The organism is Massilia sp. BHUDP2 (assembly GCF_046236355.1).
Taxonomy (GTDB): domain Bacteria; phylum Pseudomonadota; class Gammaproteobacteria; order Burkholderiales; family Burkholderiaceae_D; genus Telluria; species Telluria varians.
The window spans coordinates 2,346,650-2,367,078 of the sequence record NZ_JBJUVW010000001.1; the positions used below are offsets into that span (position 1 = coordinate 2,346,650).

The 20,429-nt window shown below is 66.0% G+C and carries 23 protein-coding genes; 19 read left to right on the plus strand and 4 right to left on the minus strand.

Going from position 1 to position 20,429, the window contains the following annotated elements; genetic code table 11:
* Positions 1–21: 21 nt before the first annotated feature.
* The 5 genes from ACK6C6_RS10585 (at position 22) to ACK6C6_RS10605 (ending at position 4,320) form a co-directional block, all read left to right on the plus strand.
* Positions 22–927 (plus strand): LysR family transcriptional regulator, encoded by a 906-nt coding sequence (locus ACK6C6_RS10585; protein ID WP_409267257.1) that lies wholly within the window; start codon positions 22–24, stop codon positions 925–927.
* Between the two features lie 44 nt (positions 928–971).
* Positions 972–2,060, plus strand: a complete 1,089-nt coding sequence (hppD, locus tag ACK6C6_RS10590) for a 4-hydroxyphenylpyruvate dioxygenase (RefSeq protein WP_409267258.1) — start codon at positions 972–974, stop codon at positions 2,058–2,060.
* Between the two features lie 80 nt (positions 2,061–2,140).
* Positions 2,141–2,488: a CidA/LrgA family protein gene (locus ACK6C6_RS10595; RefSeq protein WP_409267259.1), complete on the plus strand. Its 348-nt coding sequence runs from the start codon at positions 2,141–2,143 to the stop codon at positions 2,486–2,488.
* Complete coding sequence (locus ACK6C6_RS10600) at positions 2,481–3,218, plus strand: LrgB family protein (protein ID WP_409267260.1); 738 nt, start codon at positions 2,481–2,483, stop codon at positions 3,216–3,218. The genes ACK6C6_RS10595 and ACK6C6_RS10600 overlap by 8 nt, the downstream gene beginning before the upstream one ends.
* 79 nt (positions 3,219–3,297) lie before the next feature.
* Positions 3,298–4,320 (plus strand): patatin-like phospholipase family protein, encoded by a 1,023-nt coding sequence (locus ACK6C6_RS10605; RefSeq protein ID WP_409267261.1) that lies wholly within the window; start codon positions 3,298–3,300, stop codon positions 4,318–4,320.
* A 58-nt stretch (positions 4,321–4,378) separates the two neighbouring features.
* Here ACK6C6_RS10605 and ACK6C6_RS10610 read toward each other — a convergent pair whose 3' ends face one another.
* Complete coding sequence (locus ACK6C6_RS10610; protein WP_209586600.1) at positions 4,379–4,975, minus strand: hemerythrin domain-containing protein; 597 nt, start codon at positions 4,973–4,975, stop codon at positions 4,379–4,381.
* A 352-nt stretch (positions 4,976–5,327) separates the two neighbouring features.
* Between ACK6C6_RS10610 and ACK6C6_RS10615 the strand changes: the two genes are divergently transcribed.
* Positions 5,328–6,350: a manganese catalase family protein gene (locus ACK6C6_RS10615; protein WP_209586601.1), complete on the plus strand. Its 1,023-nt coding sequence runs from the start codon at positions 5,328–5,330 to the stop codon at positions 6,348–6,350.
* 55 nt (positions 6,351–6,405) lie between these two features.
* Positions 6,406–7,329, plus strand: coding sequence for a ZIP family metal transporter (locus ACK6C6_RS10620; RefSeq protein ID WP_409267262.1), 924 nt, complete (start codon positions 6,406–6,408; stop codon positions 7,327–7,329).
* Positions 7,330–7,350: 21 nt separating this feature from the next.
* Here the strand turns inward: ACK6C6_RS10620 and ACK6C6_RS10625 are convergent, their stop codons facing one another.
* A complete protein-coding gene (locus ACK6C6_RS10625) occupies positions 7,351–7,998 on the minus strand; it encodes a dienelactone hydrolase family protein (RefSeq protein ID WP_409267263.1) in 648 nt (215 codons plus the stop codon).
* Positions 7,999–8,128: 130 nt separating this feature from the next.
* Between ACK6C6_RS10625 and ACK6C6_RS10630 the strand changes: the two genes are divergently transcribed.
* Complete coding sequence (locus tag ACK6C6_RS10630; protein WP_409267264.1) at positions 8,129–8,722, plus strand: TetR/AcrR family transcriptional regulator; 594 nt, start codon at positions 8,129–8,131, stop codon at positions 8,720–8,722.
* Between the two features lie 156 nt (positions 8,723–8,878).
* On the plus strand, positions 8,879–9,577 hold the full coding sequence (locus ACK6C6_RS10635; protein ID WP_409267265.1) for an SDR family oxidoreductase: 699 nt from the start codon (positions 8,879–8,881) through the stop codon (positions 9,575–9,577).
* Between the two features lie 70 nt (positions 9,578–9,647).
* Here ACK6C6_RS10635 and ACK6C6_RS10640 read toward each other — a convergent pair whose 3' ends face one another.
* A complete protein-coding gene (locus ACK6C6_RS10640) occupies positions 9,648–10,991 on the minus strand; it encodes an MFS transporter (RefSeq protein WP_409267266.1) in 1,344 nt (447 codons plus the stop codon).
* A gap of 196 nt (positions 10,992–11,187) precedes the next feature.
* On the opposite strand from ACK6C6_RS10640, the gene cyoA reads away from it, so the two are divergent.
* From cyoA to ACK6C6_RS10685, 9 genes are read left to right on the plus strand one after another with little or no spacing between them, the layout of a single operon-like run.
* Positions 11,188–12,234: a ubiquinol oxidase subunit II gene (gene cyoA / locus ACK6C6_RS10645; RefSeq protein WP_409267267.1), complete on the plus strand. Its 1,047-nt coding sequence runs from the start codon at positions 11,188–11,190 to the stop codon at positions 12,232–12,234.
* A gap of 2 nt (positions 12,235–12,236) precedes the next feature.
* The gene (cyoB, locus tag ACK6C6_RS10650) at positions 12,237–14,240 is read left to right on the plus strand and encodes a cytochrome o ubiquinol oxidase subunit I (RefSeq protein ID WP_409267268.1); all 2,004 of its coding nucleotides are present in this window, start codon (positions 12,237–12,239) and stop codon (positions 14,238–14,240) included.
* A gap of 7 nt (positions 14,241–14,247) precedes the next feature.
* A complete protein-coding gene (cyoC, locus tag ACK6C6_RS10655; protein ID WP_409267269.1) occupies positions 14,248–14,883 on the plus strand; it encodes a cytochrome o ubiquinol oxidase subunit III in 636 nt (211 codons plus the stop codon).
* Positions 14,880–15,281 carry a cytochrome o ubiquinol oxidase subunit IV gene (cyoD, locus tag ACK6C6_RS10660; protein ID WP_409267270.1) on the plus strand — a complete coding sequence of 134 codons (402 nt, stop codon included), beginning with the start codon at positions 14,880–14,882 and terminating at the stop codon, positions 15,279–15,281. Before cyoC ends, cyoD begins: the two co-directional genes overlap by 4 nt.
* A 27-nt stretch (positions 15,282–15,308) precedes the next feature.
* On the plus strand, positions 15,309–16,082 hold the full coding sequence (locus tag ACK6C6_RS10665) for an SURF1 family protein (protein WP_409267271.1): 774 nt from the start codon (positions 15,309–15,311) through the stop codon (positions 16,080–16,082).
* A gap of 15 nt (positions 16,083–16,097) precedes the next feature.
* Positions 16,098–17,438 carry an ATP-binding protein gene (locus ACK6C6_RS10670; protein WP_409267272.1) on the plus strand — a complete coding sequence of 447 codons (1,341 nt, stop codon included), beginning with the start codon at positions 16,098–16,100 and terminating at the stop codon, positions 17,436–17,438.
* Entirely contained in the window at positions 17,435–17,977 is a 543-nt protein-coding gene (locus ACK6C6_RS10675; protein WP_036212627.1) for a response regulator transcription factor, read from the plus strand. The genes ACK6C6_RS10670 and ACK6C6_RS10675 overlap by 4 nt, the downstream gene beginning before the upstream one ends.
* Before the next feature lie 10 nt (positions 17,978–17,987).
* A complete protein-coding gene (locus tag ACK6C6_RS10680; protein ID WP_409267273.1) occupies positions 17,988–18,380 on the plus strand; it encodes a c-type cytochrome in 393 nt (130 codons plus the stop codon).
* Positions 18,381–18,386: 6 nt separating this feature from the next.
* Complete coding sequence (locus tag ACK6C6_RS10685) at positions 18,387–19,070, plus strand: MOSC domain-containing protein (RefSeq protein ID WP_409267274.1); 684 nt, start codon at positions 18,387–18,389, stop codon at positions 19,068–19,070.
* On the opposite strand, the gene ACK6C6_RS10690 is transcribed toward ACK6C6_RS10685, so the two are convergent.
* On the minus strand, positions 19,067–19,825 hold the full coding sequence (locus tag ACK6C6_RS10690) for a ZIP family metal transporter (RefSeq protein ID WP_409267275.1): 759 nt from the start codon (positions 19,823–19,825) through the stop codon (positions 19,067–19,069). The two genes, ACK6C6_RS10685 and ACK6C6_RS10690, sit on opposite strands and share 4 nt — an antisense overlap.
* 83 nt (positions 19,826–19,908) lie before the next feature.
* On the opposite strand from ACK6C6_RS10690, the gene ACK6C6_RS10695 reads away from it, so the two are divergent.
* The gene (locus tag ACK6C6_RS10695) at positions 19,909–20,343 is read left to right on the plus strand and encodes an acetyltransferase (RefSeq protein ID WP_409267276.1); all 435 of its coding nucleotides are present in this window, start codon (positions 19,909–19,911) and stop codon (positions 20,341–20,343) included.
* Positions 20,344–20,429: the final 86 nt, after the last annotated feature.

A 20,429-nucleotide genomic window follows, 5' to 3' on the forward strand; every position in this document is an offset into this window, starting at 1 on the left:
TGCAGGCCAGACAGAACGCCCATGATCGAACCGCACGATATCGACCTGAACCTGCTCTCGGTATTCCAGGAAGTCTACCGGGAACGCCAGATTTCCTCGGCCGCCCGCAAGCTGGGGCTGAGCCAGTCGGCGGTGAGCAATGCGCTGGCGCGGCTGCGGCGCGCTTTTGGGGACGAGCTGTTCGTGCGCACCGCGAGCGGCATGCAGCCGACGCCGCTGGCAACGCAGATGGCCGAACCGATCGGCGTGGCGATGGCCCAGGTCGCGCTGGCGCTGAATCAGCGCAGCCGCTTCGACCCGGCCACCAGCAGCAGGCGATTCGTGCTGGCGATGACGGACGTGGGCGAGATCTACTTCATGCCCACCCTGATCGAGCGCTGCAAGCTGCTGGCGCCGCTGGTCGAGATCAGCTCGATGCGCGCAGGCAGCCTGGCGCTGAAGGAGGAAATGGAAGGCGGACGGGTGGACCTGGCGGTCGGGCCCTTCGAGGACATCTCGGAAGCGCTGTACCAGCGCCAGCTGTTCCGCCAGCCCTATGTAACGATGATGCGCAAGGGGCATCCGCTGGGGAAGGGCGAAGTGAGCTTGGCGCGTTTCGTGAAGGCCGAGCACATGCTGGTCGATGCGAACGAGAGTCCGTACGACCGCATCAACGCGCTGCTGGCGCGCGCCGGGGTCGGGCCATCGGTGCGCTTCCGGGTGCCGCACTTCACGGCGGTGCCCTATATGGTGGCTACGTCCGACCTGGTGGTCACCGTGCCGCAGAAGCTGGCCGAGCGCGCGGCGCTGCCCTTCGGCCTGGAGTGGATCGTGCCGCCCCTGGAACTGCCCACGCTGCAGACCAACGTGTTCTGGCACCGGCGTTACAACCAGGATCCGGGCAACCAGTGGCTGCGCGGATTGCTGGCGGAAGTATTTGCGGAGTAGGACGTATTTTGAACCTGACCAACGAGACACAAGGAAGAGAAGAAATGGCAGACCTGTTTGAGAATCCCATGGGCCTGATGGGCTTCGAGTTCGTCGAGTTCGCGTCGCCGACGCCGGGCGTGCTGGAAGACGTGTTCGAGAAGCTGGGCTTCACCAAGGTGGCGGTGCACCGCTCGAAGCAAGTGGCCTTGTATCGCCAGGGCGGCATCAATTTCATCATCAACAACGAGCCGAAGAGCTACGCGGCCTACTTCGCGGCCGAGCATGGCCCGTCGGCCTGCGGCATGGCCTTCCGCGTCAAGGACTCGCACAAGGCCTATGCGCGCGCGCTGGAACTGGGCGCCCAGGCGGTCGAAATCCCGACCGGCCCGATGGAGCTGCGCCTGCCGGCCATCAAGGGCATCGGCGGCGCACCGCTGTACCTGATCGACCGCTTCGAAGACGGCAAATCGATCTATGACATCGACTTCGAATTCATCGAGGGCGTCGAACGCAACCCGGTCGGCCACGGCTTGAGAATCATCGACCACCTGACCCACAACGTCTACCGCGGCCGCATGGCCTTCTGGGCCGGATTCTACGAGAAGCTCTTCAACTTCCGCGAGATCCGCTACTTCGACATCAAGGGCGAGTACACCGGCCTGACCTCGAAGGCCATGACCGCGCCGGACGGCATGATCCGCATCCCGCTGAACGAAGAGGGCAAGGCGGGCGGCGGCCAGATCGAGGAATTCCTCATGCAGTTCAACGGCGAAGGCATCCAGCACATCGCGCTGCTGACCGACGACCTGATCAAGACCGTGGACAGCCTGCGCGAAGCCGGCGTGCCGCTGATGAAGGCCCCGCCCGACACCTATTACGAAATGCTGGACGGCCGCGTGCCGGGTCACGGCGAGAACCCGGAAGAACTGAAGGCGCGCGGACTGCTGCTCGACGGCGCGGTCAAGGACGGCAAGCCGCGCCTGCTGCTGCAGATCTTCGGCGAAGCCCAGCTCGGCCCGGTGTTCTTCGAATTCATCCAGCGCAAGGGCGACGACGGCTTCGGCGAAGGCAACTTCAAAGCGCTGTTCGAGTCGATCGAGCGCGACCAGCTGCGCCGCGGCGCGATCGCCGGCGCCACCGCGGAGGCCTGAGTCCGGGTAGCGGGGCGGGGCGGCGCACGCCCTCCGCCCCGTTTTGCTATTCTGAGCGCTTTGCCCCGTTCAGAAGCCTCATGCTCGCCGCCTTCACCATCCTCCTGCTGTTCCAATGCCTCGGCGAAGGCATCGTCTTCCTGTTAAAGCTTCCGCTGCCCGGCCCGGTCGCCGGCATGCTGCTCCTGATGGCCGCCTTGCTGGCCTGGCCGCCGCTGGAGAAACGCATCGAGGAAGCCGCCAACACCCTGTTGTCGCACCTGTCCCTGCTGTTCGTGCCGGCCGGCGTCGGCATCGTGGCCACCGCGGCCAGCGGCAGCGGCCACTGGTTCGCCATCCTTGCCGCGCTCGTCGCCAGCACCGCCCTGACGCTGGCGGTGACCGGCCTGCTGCTGCGTGGACTCGGGAAGAAGGGCGGCGATGCTTGAGCTGAACCAGTTCTCCCAATTCTGGGTCTACCTGTCGGCCTCGCCGCTGTTGGGCCTGACCATGACCCTGTGCGCCTACCTGGCGGCGCACCGCATCACCGCCTTCTTCAAGGGCGCGCCGCTGGCCAATCCGGTGGCGCTCTCGATCGCCCTGGTGGCCTTCGTGCTGTGGCTGTCCGGCATGTCCTACCAGCGCTACTTCGCCGGCGCCCAGTTCGTGCACTTCCTGCTCGGTCCCGCCACGGTGGCGCTGGCCTTGCCGCTGGTGCGTCAGCTGCCGCGCCTGCGGCGCGCTTTCCTGCCGCTGGCCTTCGCGCTGGTGCTGGGATCGGTAACGGCGATCGTCTCCAGCGTGGCCATCGCGCTGCTGCTGGACGCCAGCCCGCAGCTGGCCGCCACCCTGGGCCCGAAATCGGCCACCTCGCCGATCGCGATGGCGGTGTCGGAGCGCCTGGGCGGCATTCCGGCCCTGACGGCGGCGCTGGTGATCGGCACCGGCATCTTCGGGGCGATTGCCGGCCCCTGGCTGTTCGACCGCATGCGCATCGCCTCGCCGGCGGCGCGCGGCTTTGCCCTCGGCCTGGCCTCGCACGGCATCGGTACCGCCCGTGCATTCCAGTCGGGCGCCGAGATGGGCGCCTTTGCCGGGCTCGCCATGGGCTTGAATGGCGCCTTGACGGCCGTGATCGCCCCCTGGCTGGTGCCGGCGGTCATGCGCTGGCTGGGCTGAAGATGCCTAGCGGCAGCGTCGCGCCGTCAATTCACTCAAATCACTAGATTTCGGCTATTTGTATGCGAAGGAGTGTGGCGTGACGACGGCAAGCAAGAAGATCAGCCTCGGGCTGCAGGGCGGCGGCACGTACGGCGCCTACACATGGGGCGTGCTCGACCGGCTGCTGCAGGAAGAGCGGCTCGAGATCGTCGCCCTGAGCGGGGCCAGCGCGGGCGCGATCAACGCGGCGGTGGTCGCGGACGGCATGGCGCGCGGCGGCGGACGGGCAGGGGCGCGCCAGGCGCTCGACCGTTTCTGGCATGCGCTGGCGGGCACGGCCATGTTCAGCCCGCTGCAGCGCACCCCGGCCGACCACCTGGCCGGCGGCTTTACCATGCGCCATTCGCCGGCCTACCAGATGCTGGAAATGGCCGGCGCGCTGGCAGGACCGGTGCGGGAAATGCCGCTGACGGTGAATCCGCTGCGCCAGTTCCTGAGCGTGATGATCGATTTCGAGCGGGTGCGCGCCTGCGAGGAGCTGCAGGTGTTCGCCAGCGCGACCAACATCAGGACCGGCAGCGGCAAGCTGTTCCGGCGCGAGGAACTGGACGCGCAGAGATTGATGGCATCGGCCTGCCTGCCGACCGTGTTCGCCGCCGCCGAGGTCGACGGCGAGCTGTACTGGGACGGCAGCTATGTGGCCAACCCGCCGCTGGCGCCGCTGGTGGAAGCGGGCGCCGAAGACCTGCTGGTGGTGCAGATCAACCCGGTCGCGCGCATGGAGTCTCCGCACAACATGGCCGACATCAGCAACCGCGCCAACGAGATCGCCTTCAACATCAGCTTCCTGCGCGAGGTGAATGCGCTGCTGCACAGCGGCGCGGTGCCCGACGAGGAGGCCGGCGATTCGACCGTGCTCGCACCGGTGCGCCTGCACCTGATCAGCGCCGCGCACGCACTCAAGGAACTGAGCATCTCGAGCAAGTTCAATGCCGAGCCGCGCTTCCTGCAGATGCTGCACGATCGTGGCGCGGCGGCCGCCGATGCCTGGCTGGACAAGCATTTCGACGATATCGGCCGGCGCACGACGCTCGACCCGGCGCTGGTGTTCCGCCCCTGAGCGGATAATAAAAAACCGGCCAGAAGGCCGGTTCGGTGTGCGGAGCCTGCCTGGGCAATCAGGTCGGGTTCGACTTCCAGGTCTTCTTCGGTCCGAAGGCCTTGACGGCGAACAGCGCGCTGGCCAGGCCCACCACCAGGGCGGCGCCGCTGCCGCCGAAGCCGACTGCGTGTTCCTTGGCCAGCTTGCCGGCCTTCGGGCCCACCAGCTGCATGCGGCGGCGGGTCATCTGGGCGCCCAGCTCGGACAGGGCCTCGCGGCTCAGCTTGGCTTCGGCGTGCGGGAGCAGGGTAGTTTCCTCGTCGGCCACGTGGTGCATCACGTCGCGCATCAGTTCCATCACCAGCTTGTCGTGGCGCGGGTCGGAGCCGCTGGTGCGGCGCAGTTCGGCGATCAGGCGGCGCATTTCCATGTGCTCCGGCTCGGCCTTGTGCATGAAGGGCTCGCCGCTATCGCGCTGGCGCATCACCGGGTAGAAGATTTCTTCCTCGAGGGTCGCGTGGATCTCGAGTGCGTCGCAGATGGTGTCGGCCAGCGCCTTCTTGACGCGCGGCGGCTTGTCCTTTTCGTACTGGTGGAAGGTGACCATCACGTGCGAATGGTCGAAGCGGATCATGTTGGTAATCGTCGGGCTCAGCTTATTCAGATTAAACATCGTTACCCCCTTTGTGGTCATATATTCAACATGGTAGTGCGCCGCCGCTCGTCTTTACTGTAGGAGCGCGCGCCGCGCCCCTGTCGGTCCAGACCGCAGCCCGGCGCGCGTCCAGGCCCGCATCCTTGATCGACCGGCAAAACCTGCCGGATAAATACTCTTATTTATCAATTCCAATATTTCCATCAAGTTCATGTGTGTCGCTCTAGTCCTACAAGCTCACGCGCGAACACCCGATCCTCACTGCAGGGTCGAACTGCCACCATGAGACATACGGATACCGGCCACGGCCGGTGCCATTGGACGGCGACGCCCTGGCGCGCCCAATGACTCATCACCGGAGGAATTGTCCATGTTTGCACACAACAAACGCTTGCAGTACACGGTGCGCGTCAGCGAACCGAATCCCGCCCTGGCGAACCTCATGCTGGAACAGTTCGGCGGCCCGCAGGGCGAACTCGCCGCGGCCATGCGCTACTTCACCCAGGCGGTTTCGGAAGACGATCCAGGCCGCAAGGACATGCTGTTCGACATCGCCACCGAGGAACTCAGCCACCTCGAGGTGATCGGCCACATCGTCGCCATGCTGAACAAGGGCGCCAAGGGCCGCCTGGCCGAGGCCGTGGACAGCGAGGCCGACATGTACAAGGCCATCACCGGGCCGGGCAACGACAGCCACATCACCCAGGTGCTGTACGGCGCCGGCACCCCGCTGGTGAATTCGGCCGGCGTGCCCTGGACCGCCGCCTACATCGACTCGATCACCGAGCCGACCGCCGACCTGCGTTCCAACATCGCAGCCGAGGCGCGCGCCAAGATCGTCTACGAGCGCCTGATCGCGCTCACCGACGACCCGGGCGTGAAGGAAGCGCTGGGCTTCCTGATGACGCGCGAAGTGGCGCACCAGAAGTCCTTCGAGAAGGCGCTGTACGCCATCGAGCCGAACTTCCCGGCAGGCAAAATGCCGGCCGACCCGCGCTTCGCCAGCGTGTACTACAACATGTCGCAGGGCCCGGGCGAGATGCGCGGCCCCTGGAACCAGGGCGCCGACTGGGACTTCGTCACCGACCGCGAAAAGCAGATGGCGGTGGACGGCGGCTCGGGCGAGGCCGAAGTGGCCCTGCCGAGCGGCGACATCGACATCCTCAAGCAGATGGCGATGCGCACCATGTCCGACCCGATGTCCTCGCCGCGCACCGGCGCCGAACTCGGTATGAGCATGCAGTCGGCCGGCGGTGGTACGATGGCAGGGCAGTCCGGCAGCGCCATGGGTAGCGCCGAGCTCGGCTCGAAAGGCGGTCAGCTCGACGACACCGGCATGAGCAAGCCCCAGGACAAGGGCACCGCCAAGGGCATGAAGGCAATGAAGAAGTAAGCACGCGTCGCGCGGCCCGCCCAGGCCGGCCGCGCGGTATTTCTTTAGGGTTTGCATGGATACGAATGCCGAAAAAGCGCATGACAACCGGCTCATCGCAGTGCGTGCCCTGCTGCGCGCGCTGACTTTCCGCCGCGTCGTCGGCTTCCTCATCTGCGGCGTCGGCTGCATCCTGCTGCTCGGCAGCCTGGCCGAACAGATCATGAACGCGAATCCCAAGATGCGCCTTGCCCTGCTGGGCGGCGGCACCGCCGCGGCGGCCACCGCGCTGGGCACCTTGCCGGTCCTGTTCGCACAGAATTTCTCGAAACGCAGCTACGACTGCTTCCTCGGCTTCGGCGCCGGCGTGATGCTCGGCGCGACCGCGTTTTCGCTCGTGATCCCCTCCATTGCCGCGGCCAAGGCCGCCGGCGCCGGCAGCTGGGAAGCGAGCCTGATGACCGGCGCCGGGATCATGGCGGGGGCGGGCGCGATCCTGCTGCTCGGCCGCGCGGTGCAGTCCGACGGCATCCTCGACCGGGGCGATGCCGGCGTGTCGATCCGCCGCGCCTGGATGTTCGTCTGGGCCGTGGCCCTGCACAACCTGCCCGAAGGGATGGCGATCGGCGTCGGCTACGCCGGCATCGACATCGAAAAGGCCAATGCGCTGGCCACCGGGATCTCGATCCAGGACGTACCGGAAGGCCTGGTGGTGGCGCTGGCCCTGCGCACGGTCGGCTATGGCCGCCTGACCGCGGTCGGCCTGGGCGTCGTCTCGGGTCTGATCGAACCGGTGGCGGCCGCCTTCGGGGTCGCGCTGATCGGCATCGCCGGAGGCTTGCTGCCTTTTGCGCTGGCGGCGGCGGGCGGGGCGATGCTCCTGGTGATCGTGAACGACGTGATTCCCGAATACCGCCAGAACGGCAACGGCACCTTCGCCAGCATCGCCCTGGTCTTCGGCTTCATCCTGATGACGGTGCTCGATACGGCGCTGGCGTGATGGTCCAGGGCGGGGGCGTGGTTACAATCGTGTGCCCAGGTGCCGGACGAACCAGTCGGTAGCGGCCTGGGCGACTTCGTCGAGCTTGCCCGGCTCCTCGAACAGGTGGGTGGCGCCGGGAACGAGCAGCAGGCGTTTGTCGCAGCGTAGTTCGGAAAGCGCCTGGCGGTTCAGGTCGACCACCACGCCATCTTCGCCGCCGACGATCAGGAGCGTGGGGGCGACGACGGCGGCCAGCGCCGCCGGGCCGGCCAGGTCGGGGCGCCCGCCGCGCGACACGACCGCCCCGATCCCCGAGCCGTCGCGCGCCGCCAGCTGCAAGGCCGCGGCCGCGCCGGTGCTGGCGCCGAACAGCCCGAGCGACAGGGGCGCGGTGAGCGGCTCGGTACCGAGCCAGGAGGCGGCCTGAACGAGGCGGTCGGTCAACAGGGCGATGTCGAAGCGGTTTTCGTAGCTGCGGTCTTCGTGCGCGCTGAGCAGGTCGAGCAGGAGGGTGCCGACCCCGGCGTCGCGCAGGCGCGCGGCCACCAGGCCATTGCGGGGACTGTGGCGACTGCTGCCGCTGCCGTGCGCGAACAACACCATGCCGATCGGGCTTGCCGGAAGCTCGAGCATGCCCTCCATCCGGGCCGCGCCGGCTGCGATCGTGACCAGTTCCTTGCGTGTCATGGCGCCCTCCGTATGACTGGAAACTTTGACCTCCGCCGATGGCGAAGATTCACCGAGGATCTTGTATGCCGCGCTTGACTTCCTAAATATGGTGGGCGTAATATGACCTTCATCATATTTAGGGGGCGCCATGAGCACATCAGCCAAGGCCAGCAAGCGCGAGCAGTCCCATCATCGCATCGTCGAGGCGGCCAGCCGGGCCGTGCGACGCCATGGCTACGCCGGCGTCGGCGTGGCCGAGGTGATGAAGGAGGCGGGCCTGACCCATGGCGGCTTCTACGCCCATTTCGAGTCGCGCGATGCCTTGCTGGTCGAGGCGATCGAGCATGCGGGCGCCATCAGCAGCGCCGTGCTGGACGAGCGCATCGCCGCGCGCACGCTGGAGACCGGCAATGCCCTGCAGGCATTGATCGAGCTTTACTTGTCCGACGAACACCTTGCGCATCCGGAGCATGGCTGCGTGGTCGGCGCGCTGGCAAGCGAAATGCCGCGCCAGGAGGAGCCGGTGCGCATCGCCTCGGCGCAGCGCGCCGACCGCCTGGTGCGCCGGGTGGCGTCGGCCCTGCCTGAAGGCGCCGACCCATCCCTCGCCGGCGTGATTGCCGGCGCCCTGGTGGGCAACCTGCAATTGGCCCGCATCCAGGGCGACAATGCCGAGGGCAGGGCGGCGCTGGCTGCCGCCCGCCAGTCGCTGGTGGCCTTGTTCGCCTCTCGTCCTGCCTGATGCCGCCGGCCACCGGCGAAAACGTGGCCAAGCTCGATGCCGGAATATGATTCGAATCATATGATGTGCATCATTTTTTTTGAATCATAATATGATGACCATCATATGAAATTCATCATATTCCCTTGCTCATCGTCCGACTCGAAAGGAAATGCCATGCACATCCAGAATGCCACCGTCCTCGTCACCGGCGCCAACCGCGGCCTTGGCGCCGAATTCGCGTGCCAGGCCCTGGCGCGCGGCGCGAACAAGGTCTATGCCGCGGCGCGCGTGCCGGAATCGGTCACATTGGAAGGCGTCGTGCCGGTGCGGCTGGACGTCACCGACGCCGCAGCCGTGGCGGCGCTGGCCGCGGAGCTGGGCGACGTCGACCTGGTCATCAACAATGCCGGCGTGGCGGGCGCCGGGAAACTGCTGGCGGAAGACGGCGCCGACGCGCTGCGCTGGATGCTGGAAACGAACGTATTCGGCATCCTGAACATGAGCCGGCACTTCGCGCCGGTACTGCAGCGCAATGGCGGCGGCGCCTTCGTGAATGTGCTGTCGGTCGCGAGCTGGAAAAGCAATCCGGCGCTGGCCGGCTACGCCGTGACGAAGGCGGCCGCCTGGAGCCTCACCAACGGGGTGCGGGATGCACTGCGCGAGCAGGGCACGCAAGTGCTGGGCGTACACGTCGGCATGATCGACACCGACCTGACCCGCGGTTTCGACCTGCCCAAGCTGAGCCCGGATACCGTTGTCGCACGCAGCTTCGCCGCTCTCGAGGCCGGCGCGGCCGAAGTGCTGGTCGATGAGATCACGCGCGCCGTCAAGCAGGGCTTGAATGCCGAACCGCCGTTGTACACGCTGGCCTGAGGTTCCGGCAAATAAAAAACGCCCCGGGCGCCAGGCGCCGCGGGGCGTTCTCACATCCGGCTCGAGAAGCTCAGTCGCGGATTTCCAGTGCGCGGTTCAGGCTCAGCGCAGCCAGCGAGCCGACCGCACCCGACAGCAGGTACAGCGACACATAGCCCAGGCCGAAGTGCGCCGACAGTCCCAGTGCGACCAGCGGGGCGAAGGCCGCGCCGACCAGCCAGGCCAGGTCGGAGGTCAGGGCCGCACCGGTGTAGCGGTACTGCTGCTTGAAGTTGGCGGTCACCGCGCCGGCCGCCTGGCCGTAGGACAGGCCCAGCAGCACGAAGCCGACCAGGATGAAGGTGTTCTGGCCGGTGACGCCGCCATCCATCAGCGAAGGCACGGCGAGCGAGAACAGGCCGATCAGCACGGCCAGGGTGCCGAGAGTGGTGCGGCGGCCGACCCGGTCGGCGATGAAGCCCGACGCCAGGATCGCCAGCACCGCCAGGCCCGCGCCCCACATCTGGATGTGCAGGAATTCGTCCATCGGGCGGGTATCGTAGAGCTGGATCCAGGACAGTGGGAACACCGTCACCAGGTGGAACAGGGCGTAGCTGGCCAGGGCGGCCAGGGCGCCGATGGCGATGTTGCTACCCTGCGATTTCACCAGTTCGCCGACCGGTGCCGGGTCGAGCTCGTGGGCATCGAGCAGGCGCGAATACTCGCTGGTCGAGACCAGGCGCAGGCGCGCGAACAGGGCCACGATATTGATCGCGAAGGCGCAGAAGAACGGGAAGCGCCAGCCCCACACCAGGAAGTCGTCCTGCGACAGGTTGGCGAGCAGGTAGGCGAACAGGCCGGCGGCGATCAGGAAGCCGACCGGGGCCGCCAGCTGGCCCAGCATGGCGTAGAAGCCGCGCTTGTTTTCCGGCGCGCTCAGTGCCAGCAGCGAGGGCAAGCCGTCCCAGGAGCCGCCCTGGGCGACGCCCTGGCCGATGCGCATCAGGGACAGGATCACGATCGCCGCCACGCCGATCCGGTCGTACGAGGGCAGGAAGGCGATCACGCAGGTGCTGGTGCCCATCAGGAACAGGGCAACCGTGAGCTTGATTTCGCGGCTGAAGCGGGTCTGCAGCCACATGAACACCACGGTACCGAGGGGGCGCGCGATGAATGCGAACGAAAAAACGATAAACGAGTAGAGTGTCGCTTCAAGCCGGTCAGCCCAGGGGAAAAAAACCGCCGGGAACACTAGTACTGAAGCAATTGCGTAGACGAAGAACTCGAAATATTCCGAGGCGCGGCCGATGACCACGCCGACGGCAATTTCTCCCGGGTGGATTTCGCCGTCCCGGGCGTTGATGTTGCGAGCCCCGCTGGTAGGGTGGGTGATGGGAGCGGCACCTGCGCCGCCGTACGTCGTCGTGCTTTGCATATCTTCGTCTCCTTGGGGTCAACACGGCCTGCCGCAGCTCGAACGTCGCACCCTGTTTTCTATTGTATTTTCCGACAATGCCAGCAATGTCGTAATTGCAATATAGCAAGGGTGGGACAAAGTGTCCAATGGTTGCCGTAGGCCGTTGGCGTTACAGTAGCATGTTCTTATTCCCATGTAACGTTAGATACCTAGCATGATTCCTAAAATTGTCCGCCGCGGACTTCCATTACTTCCGCTTGCAGCGCTCGCCGGCTGCAACACGGTCGTCTTGAATCCCACCGGCGATATTGCAAAACAGCAGGCAGACCTGATTACCATTTCTGTCCTGCTCATGTTGATCATCATCGTCCCGGTGATGATCCTGACGGTCCTGTTCGCATGGCGCTATCGCAAGGGCGCGAACGCGAAATACGAACCGGACTGGGACCACTCGACCAAGCTCGAGCTCGTGATCTGGGGCGCGCCGCTGCTCATCATCATCGTCCTCGGCCTGATCACCTGGGTCTCGACCCACAAGCTGGATCCCTATCGTCCGCTCGACCGCATCGACGAGAACCGTCCGATCCCGGCCTCGACCAAGCCGCTCGAAGTGCAGGTCGTGGCGCTCGACTGGAAGTGGCTGTTCATCTATCCGGAGCAGGGCATCGCCTCGGTGAACGAACTGGTCACCCCGGTGGACGTGCCGATCCGCTTCAAGATCACCTCGTCGACCGTGATGAACACCTTCTACATCCCGACGCTGGCCGGCATGATCTACGCGATGCCGGGCATGGAGACGACCCTGAACGCCGTGCTGAACAAGCCGGGCGACTACAAGGGCCTGTCCGCCAACTTCAGCGGCGAGGGCTTCTCGCACATGCACTTCGCCTACAAGGGCGTGACCGGCGGCGAATTCGACGCCTGGGTGCAGAACATGAAGGCCAAGCCGGGCGTGCTGGACCGCGCCGACTACCTGACCCTGGAAAAGCCGTCCGTGCGCGAGCCGGTGCGCTACTACGGCCAGGTGGAAACCGCGCTGTTCAACCGCATCCTGAACCGCTGCGTGGCCGAAGGCAACGTCTGCATGAACGAGCAGATGGCCCAGGACCACAAGCGCAACGCGATCGCGGCCGCGGCCAAGCGCCTGCCGAGCAAGGCCCAGCTGGAACAGATGGCCCAGCTGGCGGAAGCGGAAATGTGCATCACGCCGGAAGCCGGTGGCCCGGCCGTCGGCATTCCTAATAATTCTGTGAAGAAGTAATCATGCAAGACTCTCTCGACCTGACGAAGCTACTCTTCGGTCGGCTCAGCTGGGACGCGATTCCGTTCCACGAACCGATCCTGATCGCGACCTTCGCCGGCGTGATCGCAGGTGGCCTGGGCCTGGTGGCCCTGATCACCTACTTCCGCCAGTGGGGCAACTTGTGGAACAACTGGTTTACCAGTATCGACCACAAGAAAATCGGTATCATGTACATGATCCTCGGCATCATCATGTTCCTGCGCGGCTTTGCCGACGCACTGATGATGCGCGCCCAGCAGGCCTTCGCCTTCGGCGCCAACAAGGGCTTCCTGCCGCCGGACCACTACGACCAGATCTTCACCGCCCACGGCGTGATCATGATCTTCTTCGTGGCGATGCCGTTCGTGACGGGCCTGATGAACTACGTCGTGCCGCTGCAGATCGGCGCCCGCGACGTGGCCTTCCCGTTCCTGAACAACTTCTCCTTCTGGATGACCACCATGGGCGCCGTGCTGGTCATGGCCTCGCTGTTCGTGGGTGAATTCGCACGTACCGGCTGGCTGGCCTATCCGCCGCTGTCGGGCATCCTGGCAAGTCCGGGGGTCGGGGTCGACTACTACATCTGGTCATTGCAGATCGCGGGGGTAGGTACCTTGCTTTCCGGGGTCAACCTGATCGTCACCATCGTCAAGATGCGCGCTCCGGGCATGGGCCTGATGAAGATGCCGGTGTTCGTCTGGACCTCGCTGTGCACCAACATCCTGATCGTGATCACCTTCCCGATCCTGACCGCCGTGCTGGCCATGCTGGGCATGGACCGCCTGTTCGACACCGCGTTCTTCACCAACGACCGTGGCGGCAACGCGATGATGTACGTGAACCTGATCTGGATCTGGGGCCACCCCGAGGTCTACATCCTGATCCTGCCGGCCTTCGGCATCTTCTCGGAAGTCGTCTCGACCTTCTGCAGCAAGCGCCTGTTCGGCTATACCTCCATGGTCTATGCGACCTGCGTGATCATGGTCCTGTCCTACCTGGTGTGGCTGCACCACTTCTTCACCATGGGTAGCGGCGCGAGCGTCAACTCGTTCTTCGGCATCACGACGATGATCATCTCGATCCCGACCGGCGCGAAGATCTTCAACTGGCTGTTCACGATGTACCGCGGCCGTATCCGCTTCGAACTGCCGATGATGTGGACCGTGTCCTTCATGCTGACCTTCGTCATCGGCGGCATGACCGGCGTGATGCTGGCCATCCCGGCGGCCGACTTCGTGCTGCACAATTCGCTGTTCCTGATCGCGCACTTCCACAACGTGATCATCGGCGGCGTCGTGTTCGGCCTGTTCGCCGGCTTCAACTACTGGGCTCCGAAGATGTTCGGCGTCAAGCTCAACCAGTTCTGGGGCCACGTGTCCTTCTGGCTGTGGTCGATCGGCTTCTGGGTCGCGTTCACCCCGCCGTACATCCTGGGCTTCATGGGCGTCACCCGCCGCATGAGCCACTTCGAAGATCCGTCGATCCAGTGGCTGTTCCAGATTTCGCTGGTCGGCACCCTGATGATCGCCGGCGGTATCGGCGCCCTGCTGCTGCAGTGCTTCTTCACCTGGAAAGACCGCGCCAAGCTGCGTGACGTCACCGGCGACCCGTGGGATGGCCGTACCCTGGAGTGGGCGACCTCGTCGCCGCCGCCGGACTACAACTTCGCGTTCACCCCGGTCGTGCACGACAACGACACCTTCGCCGACATGAAGAAGAACGGCTACCAGCGTCCGCTGAAGGACTTCGTGGCGATCCACATGCCCAAGAACACCTGGGCCGGCTTCGTCATCTCGGCACTGGCGGCGGTGGTGGGCTTCGGCATCATCTGGCACATGTGGCTGCTGGTCGCCGTGTCCTTCGTCGCCATGATGGCCGCGATCATCGTCCACACCTTCAACTACAAGCGCGATTTCTACATCCCGGCGGAAGAAGTGGCCCGCACCGAGGAAGCGCATACCCGTCTGATGAAGAGCTACGTCTGAAACGATTATGGCAAATAATGTAACCATGAACGGCGGCCTGACCGCCGACGAGGTGACCGCGCGCTACATGGTGCGCGAGCACCATCCGGAGCAGGGCACGCTGCTGGGCTTCTGGATCTACCTGATGAGCGACTGCCTCATCTTCGCGTCCCTGTTCGCCACCTACGCGGTGCTGGGCCGTAACTACGCCGGCGGTCCGACCGGCGCCGAGCTGTTCGACCTGACGCTGATCGCCATTAACACCGGCTTCCTGCTGCTGTCGTCGATCACCTTCGGCATCGCGATGATCTCGGCGCAAGCCAAGAAACTGGGCGCGACCCTGCTGTGGATGGGCGTCACCGGCCTGCTGGGCGCGGCCTTCCTGGCGCTGGAAATCTATGAGTTCTATCACCTGATCCACCAGGGCGCCGGTCCGCAGCGCAGCGGCTTCCTGACCGCGTTCTTCGCGCTGGTCGGCACCCACGGCCTGCACGTGCTGTTCGGCGCGATCTGGCTGGTGACGTTGATGGTCCAGCTGGCCAAGCACGGCATCAACACCGAGAACTTCCGCCGCCTGCAGTGCCTGTCGCTGTTCTGGCACTTCCTGGACGTCGTCTGGATCGGCGTGTTCACCTTTGTCTACCTGATGGGAGTGCTGCCATGAGCGACCACATCCACCACCACGAGGTCGATCACGACGGCCATACCAGCTTCGTGACCCACTACTCGATGAAGGATTACGCGATCGGCTTCGTGCTGTCGCTGATCCTGACCGCGATCCCGTTCTGGCTGGTCATGGGCAACGTGCTGCCGCCGGAAACGACGAAGTACGTGATCATGGGCTTCGCCGCCGTCCAGTTCGTCGTGCAGATGATCTACTTCCTGCACATGAACTCGAAGTCGGAAGGCGGCTGGAACATGATGGCGCTGATCCTGACCGTGGTCCTCTTGGTCATCGTGCTGGCCGGTTCGATCTGGGTCATGGCGCACATGAACGCCAACATGATGCCGGCCATGGGTGGCGCAAGCGACACCACCCACGGCATGCACGACATGCAGTAAATGCAGCACCCGCGCGACCAGCAAGCAGTGCCCACGCATCCTCCACGCAGCGCCTTCGCGCGCCGCGTGCTGGGGGTGGCGGCCCTGCTGCTGGCCGCGCTTTTTCTGGCTCTGGGAACCTGGCAGGTGGTTCGCCTGCAATGGAAACTGGACCTGATCGAACGCGTCGAATCGCGCGTTCACGCGGATCCCGTCGCCGCACCGCCGCCTGCCCGCTGGGCGCAGGTGAGCAAGGAATCCGACGAATACCGGCGCGTACGCCTTGCCGGTCACTACCTCTACGAATTCACCGCTCCCGTCCAGGCTGTGTCCGAGCTGGGCGCGGGGTTCTGGCTGCTCACGCCGCTCTGTACGGCGCAGGGCCACATCGTCTTCATCAACCGCGGCTTCATTCCTGCCGCCGACAACAAACCCGGGACCTATCCCGCCCGCCGTGCCGCCGCCGATCCCTGCGCGAACGGTGGGGAAGGGGTCGTGGTCACCGGCCTGCTGCGCATCAGCGAGCCGGGCGGCGGCTTCCTGCGCGAGAACGACCCGGCGAACAACCGCTGGTTCTCGCGCGACGTGCAGGCGCTGGCCGCCGCACGCGGCCTGTCGAACGTCGCGCCGTTCTTTGTCGATGCCGGCAAGAACCAGGATCCGGCGGCGGCGCCCGAGCGCGCCGTCGGCGGCCTGACCGTGGTCTCCTTCGTCAACAATCACCTCGTCTATGCCCTTACCTGGTATGCGCTGGCCCTGATGGTGCTGGTTGCATGGTGGTGGGTCAGCCGTCATGGCGCTACAATGCGCGACGATGACTGACGCTACCCCACGGGCATGATCCAGAACCCCCTCGATTTCTTCGCCAAGGCGGCCCGCAGCTCGCCCCAGGCGGCCGCCGCGAACGTCGAGTTCGCCGCCGGCCACAAGAACATGCTGCAGCTGATCGAGCTGCGCTGGATCGCCGTGATCGGCCAGGTCACGACCATCGCCTCAGCGATCCTGATCTTCGGGATCGAGCTGCCGCTGCTCCCCATGCTGCAGGTGCTGGCCTGCCTGATCGCCTTCAACGTGGCCAGCCACCTGCGCTGGCACGAGCGCCGGCCGGTGTCGAACAGCGAGATGTTCATGGCCCTGCTGGTGGACGTGGCCAGCCTGACCGTGCTGCTCTACCTGTCGGGCGGCATCACCAATCCCTTCGCCTTCCTCTACCTGCTGCAGGTGATCCTGTCGGCGGTGCTGCTGGAAGCGCTGTGGACCTGGACCATCGTCCTGATCACCATCGCCTGCATGGCCGGCCTGGCCATGTACGCCCAGCCGCTCGCGCTGCCGTTCGACCATGCGCGCGGGATCTCCAGCCTCTACATCCAGGGCCTGCTGGTGTGCTTCGCGCTCAACGCGGCGCTGCTGGTGATGTTCATCTCGCGCATTTCCGACACCCTGCGCGACAAGGCCGCCCAGCTCGCGGCGCTGCGCCAGCAGGCCGTCGAAGAAGAACATATCGTGCGCATGGGCCTGCTGGCCTCGGGCGCCGCCCACGAACTGGGCACGCCGCTGGCCACGGTCTCGGTGATCCTGGGCGACTGGAAGCGCATGCCGCAGTTCCGCAACGATCCCGACCTGCTCGAGGAAATCACCGAGATGCAGACCCAGCTCCAGCGCTGCAAGACCATCGTCAGCGGCATCCTGCTGTCGGCGGGCGAGGCGCGCGGCGAGTCGGCGGTGCGTACCACCGTGCGCAGCTTCCTCGACGGCGTGGTGAGCAGCTGGCGCGGGAGCCGCTCGGCACCGGGCTTCCAGTACAATAACCGTATCCTGGAGGACAGGCCGGTCGCGTCCGATTCGGCGCTCAAGCAGACCATCGACAACCTGCTCGACAATGCGCTCGAGGCCTCTCCCGACTGGGTCGGCCTGGACGCCATGATCGAGGACGGGATCCTGCACGTGATGGTCACCGACCGCGGACCGGGTTTCGCGCCGGGCATGCTCGGCCAGATCGGCAAGCCCTACCAGTCGACCAAGGCCAATTCGGGACGCGGCCTGGGCCTGTTCCTGGCCGTGAACGTGGTGCGCAAGCTGGGCGGTTCGGTTGTCGCCGCCAACCGGGCGGAGGGCGGGGCGCAGGTCAGCCTGCGGCTGCCGCTGGCAAGCATCGAACTGGAAGAGGAAGGCATTTGACAGACACTACTGAGCGCCTGCTGCTCATCATCGAAGACGACGAGGCGTTCGCGCGCACCCTGAGCCGCTCGTTCGAGCGGCGCGGCTACCGGGTGCTGGTCGCACCGGGCCACGAGGAAGCGGCGGCGCTGCTGGCGGCGCATACGCCCGGCTACGCGGTGGTCGACCTGAAGCTCAAGGGCAACAGCTCGGGCCTGGCCTGCGTGCAGCTGCTGCACGAGCACGACCCGGACATGCTGATCGTGGTCCTGACCGGCTTTGCCAGCATCGCCACCGCGGTGGAGGCGATCAAGCTGGGCGCGGTGCAATACCTGGCCAAGCCGTCCAACACCGACGACATCGAGGCCGCTTTCGGGCATGTGGCCGGCAATACCGACGTCGAGGTCAGCAACCGCTCCACCTCCATCAAGACACTGGAGTGGGAGCGCATCCATGCGGTGCTGGCCGAGACCGACTTCAACATCTCGGAAGCGGCGCGCCGCCTCGGGCTGCACCGGCGCACGCTGGCGCGCAAGCTCGAGAAGCAGCGGGTCAAGTAGGGATCAAGCCATGAACTCGCGTCTGCTGCCGGCCTTCCTGGCCCTGTCGCTCGCCGCTCCGGCCCTGCAGGCCGCCGATCCTCTCGCCGCCGGCAAGGCCGCCTTCCAGCGCTGCGCCAACTGCCACCAGGTCGGACCCGGCGCGCGCAGCAATTTCGGTCCGCAGCTCAACGGCATCCTCGGCCGCCGCGCCGGTTCCGCGCCCGATTTCGACTATTCACCGGCGCTCAGGAAGGCCGGTTTCACCTGGAACGAAAAGAACCTGGCCGCCTTCCTGCGCGACCCGGACGAGGTCGTCCCAGGCAACAAGATGCGCTTCTGGGGCTTGCGCAGCGAGCGCCAGATCGCCGAGCTGCTGGCCTACCTGCGCGCGCATCCGGCGGCGCCCGCCGGCGCCCGGTAGGCTGAGATGGGTCGGGAGCTTGGGACGGTGCGCGCGATCGCCGTGCGCGCGCCCGGCACGCCGGCGCCGGCCAGCATGGAGCGTGCCCTGGCCGTGACCGGCTGCGGTCTCGCCGGCGACATGCACGCCGATGCACGCTCGCCGAGGCAGGTGCTGCTCGCCGGCGCGCCCGCTTACCGGTCGCTCGGGCTGCCGCCGCATGCCTTGCGCGAGAATCTGCTGCTCGACGTCGACACCGCCGCCATGGCCTCCGGCACGGTACTGTGCATCGGCGCGCAAGTACGGCTGCGCTTGAGCTTCCAGTGCGAAGCCTGCGGCGGCCTGGACCGGCACGCGCCTGGCCTTGCGCGCGCCATCGGCGCCAGACGCGGCATGCTGGCACGGGTGCTCGCCGGCGGCGAGATCGAGCTTGGCGATCCGGTCATCGTGCTGGAAGAGCGCCTGTCCGCGATGCCGGAAGACTGGCGCGAGCGCGTGGCCCGCGTCATCGAGGCGGTGCCGCCGGGGCAGGTGATCGGCTATGCCGAGCTGGCCCATGTGGCCGGCGTCCAGTCGAGCTATTGCCGGGCCTTTCCGCGCCTGCTCGCCCGGCTCGGGCCTGCCTATGCGGCCAGGGCGGTGCCGGCCCGCGCCGAGGCGCAGCTGCCGCGCTGGGATGGCGCCGGCTACCATGCGCAGGCCGAAGCCTAGCCCCCCAGCTTGCTGAGCGAGTACGCGGCCAGGAAGCCGGCCACCGTGATCAGGCCGGCGAAATCGTGGGTCTCCTCGAAGGCCTCGGGAATCATGGTGTCGACCAGCATGGCCAGGATCGCGCCTGCCGCCACCGCGGTGGTCGCCGCCACCACCTGCGGCGGAAAATGGCGGAACACCGCGTAGCCGAGCAGGGCGGCGATGCCGGAGACCACGGCGATCCCGCCCCAGATCCCGAAAATGTAGCGCGCGGAGCGCCCGGCGCGCTTCATCCCGGCGGCGCTCGACAGGCCTTCCGGAATGTTGGACAGGAAGATGGCCGCCACCGCGACGACGCTGACGCCGCGCCCGCCCAGCATCGACAGGCCGATGACGATCGATTCAGGGATCCCGTCGAGCAGGGCGCCGACCGCGATGGCCGTACCGCTGCCGCCGTTCTCGCTGGCCGGGGGCTGGCAGCCGGAGCGCTTGCGGTGGCGCGCGCCGCGCTTGGCGAGCCACCAGTTGGCCAGGGTGTACACCGCGGCGCCGCCCAGGAAGCCCAGCGCCGTGGCGGGGAAGCCGCCGGTGTGGAAGGCGTGTTCCATCAGTTCGAAGGAGAGGGCCGAGATCAGGACGCCGCTGCCGAAGGCCATGACGGCGGCGATCAGGCGCTGCGGCACCGCGAGCCGGTAACCGAGCGCGGCGCCGACCAGCAGGGCGCCGCCCGCCAGCAATCCCCATAATCCTGCCTGCAGCCATGTCGGCAATGCCATAGGTCCTCCCGCCCTGTTGTCACGATTTTACGCACAGTAAGCCTGCTTTGAGGCACAATTGCGCTCTGTATAAGAAAAACACCATGCGCATCCGGCTCTCGACCCCATCCGACACCGCTGTCCTGGCGGACATCTGGCGCGCCAGCGTGCGCGCCACCCATGACTTCCTGCTCGATACCGACTTCCGCGAGATCGACACCCTGGTCTCCGAACACTACCTGCCCGCCACCCGCGTATGGGTGGCGCTGGACGAAGCGGGCCGCGCCTGCGGCTTCCTGGGACTGAGCGGCGCTCACGTGGACGCCTTGTTCATCGACCCGGCCAGCCGCGGCCAGGGAACGGGGCGCCGCTTGCTGGCGCATGCCGAAAGCATTGCCGGACGGCTCACGGTCGACGTCAACGAGCAGAACCTGCAGGCGTTCGGTTTCTACCGCCACATGGGATTCACGGCGACCGGACGCTCGCCGACGGATGACGCCGGGCGTCCTTATCCGCTGCTGCACATGCGTCAGGAATGAACCGCTCACGGAGCATGCATATAAATACATTTGGACAAATTAGGTTGCCTTCGCACTATTTTTAGTCCATCATAGGTGGGTGGTGC

Excerpts from the sequence above, each read along its gene's own strand:
- ACK6C6_RS10635 (WP_409267265.1), top strand. The coding sequence starts at position 8,879 with ATGCACATCCAGAATGCCACCGTCCTCGTCACCGGCGCCAACCGCGGC.
- ACK6C6_RS10630 (WP_409267264.1), top strand. The coding sequence starts at position 8,129 with ATGAGCACATCAGCCAAGGCCAGCAAGCGCGAGCAGTCCCATCATCGC.
- ACK6C6_RS10680 (WP_409267273.1), top strand. The coding sequence starts at position 17,988 with ATGAACTCGCGTCTGCTGCCGGCCTTCCTGGCCCTGTCGCTCGCCGCT.
- ACK6C6_RS10620 (WP_409267262.1), top strand. The coding sequence starts at position 6,406 with ATGGATACGAATGCCGAAAAAGCGCATGACAACCGGCTCATCGCAGTG.
- ACK6C6_RS10585 (WP_409267257.1), top strand. The coding sequence starts at position 22 with ATGATCGAACCGCACGATATCGACCTGAACCTGCTCTCGGTATTCCAG.
- cyoB (WP_409267268.1), top strand. The coding sequence starts at position 12,237 with ATGCAAGACTCTCTCGACCTGACGAAGCTACTCTTCGGTCGGCTCAGC.
- hppD (WP_409267258.1), top strand. The coding sequence starts at position 972 with ATGGCAGACCTGTTTGAGAATCCCATGGGCCTGATGGGCTTCGAGTTC.
- ACK6C6_RS10595 (WP_409267259.1), top strand. The coding sequence starts at position 2,141 with ATGCTCGCCGCCTTCACCATCCTCCTGCTGTTCCAATGCCTCGGCGAA.
- cyoA (WP_409267267.1), top strand. The coding sequence starts at position 11,188 with ATGATTCCTAAAATTGTCCGCCGCGGACTTCCATTACTTCCGCTTGCA.
- ACK6C6_RS10625 (WP_409267263.1), bottom strand. The coding sequence starts at position 7,998 with ATGACACGCAAGGAACTGGTCACGATCGCAGCCGGCGCGGCCCGGATG.
- ACK6C6_RS10640 (WP_409267266.1), bottom strand. The coding sequence starts at position 10,991 with ATGCAAAGCACGACGACGTACGGCGGCGCAGGTGCCGCTCCCATCACC.
- cyoC (WP_409267269.1), top strand. The coding sequence starts at position 14,248 with ATGGCAAATAATGTAACCATGAACGGCGGCCTGACCGCCGACGAGGTG.
- ACK6C6_RS10670 (WP_409267272.1), top strand. The coding sequence starts at position 16,098 with ATGATCCAGAACCCCCTCGATTTCTTCGCCAAGGCGGCCCGCAGCTCG.
- ACK6C6_RS10600 (WP_409267260.1), top strand. The coding sequence starts at position 2,481 with ATGCTTGAGCTGAACCAGTTCTCCCAATTCTGGGTCTACCTGTCGGCC.
- cyoD (WP_409267270.1), top strand. The coding sequence starts at position 14,880 with ATGAGCGACCACATCCACCACCACGAGGTCGATCACGACGGCCATACC.
- ACK6C6_RS10685 (WP_409267274.1), top strand. The coding sequence starts at position 18,387 with ATGGGTCGGGAGCTTGGGACGGTGCGCGCGATCGCCGTGCGCGCGCCC.
- ACK6C6_RS10610 (WP_209586600.1), bottom strand. The coding sequence starts at position 4,975 with ATGTTTAATCTGAATAAGCTGAGCCCGACGATTACCAACATGATCCGC.
- ACK6C6_RS10615 (WP_209586601.1), top strand. The coding sequence starts at position 5,328 with ATGTTTGCACACAACAAACGCTTGCAGTACACGGTGCGCGTCAGCGAA.
- ACK6C6_RS10690 (WP_409267275.1), bottom strand. The coding sequence starts at position 19,825 with ATGGCATTGCCGACATGGCTGCAGGCAGGATTATGGGGATTGCTGGCG.
- ACK6C6_RS10695 (WP_409267276.1), top strand. The coding sequence starts at position 19,909 with ATGCGCATCCGGCTCTCGACCCCATCCGACACCGCTGTCCTGGCGGAC.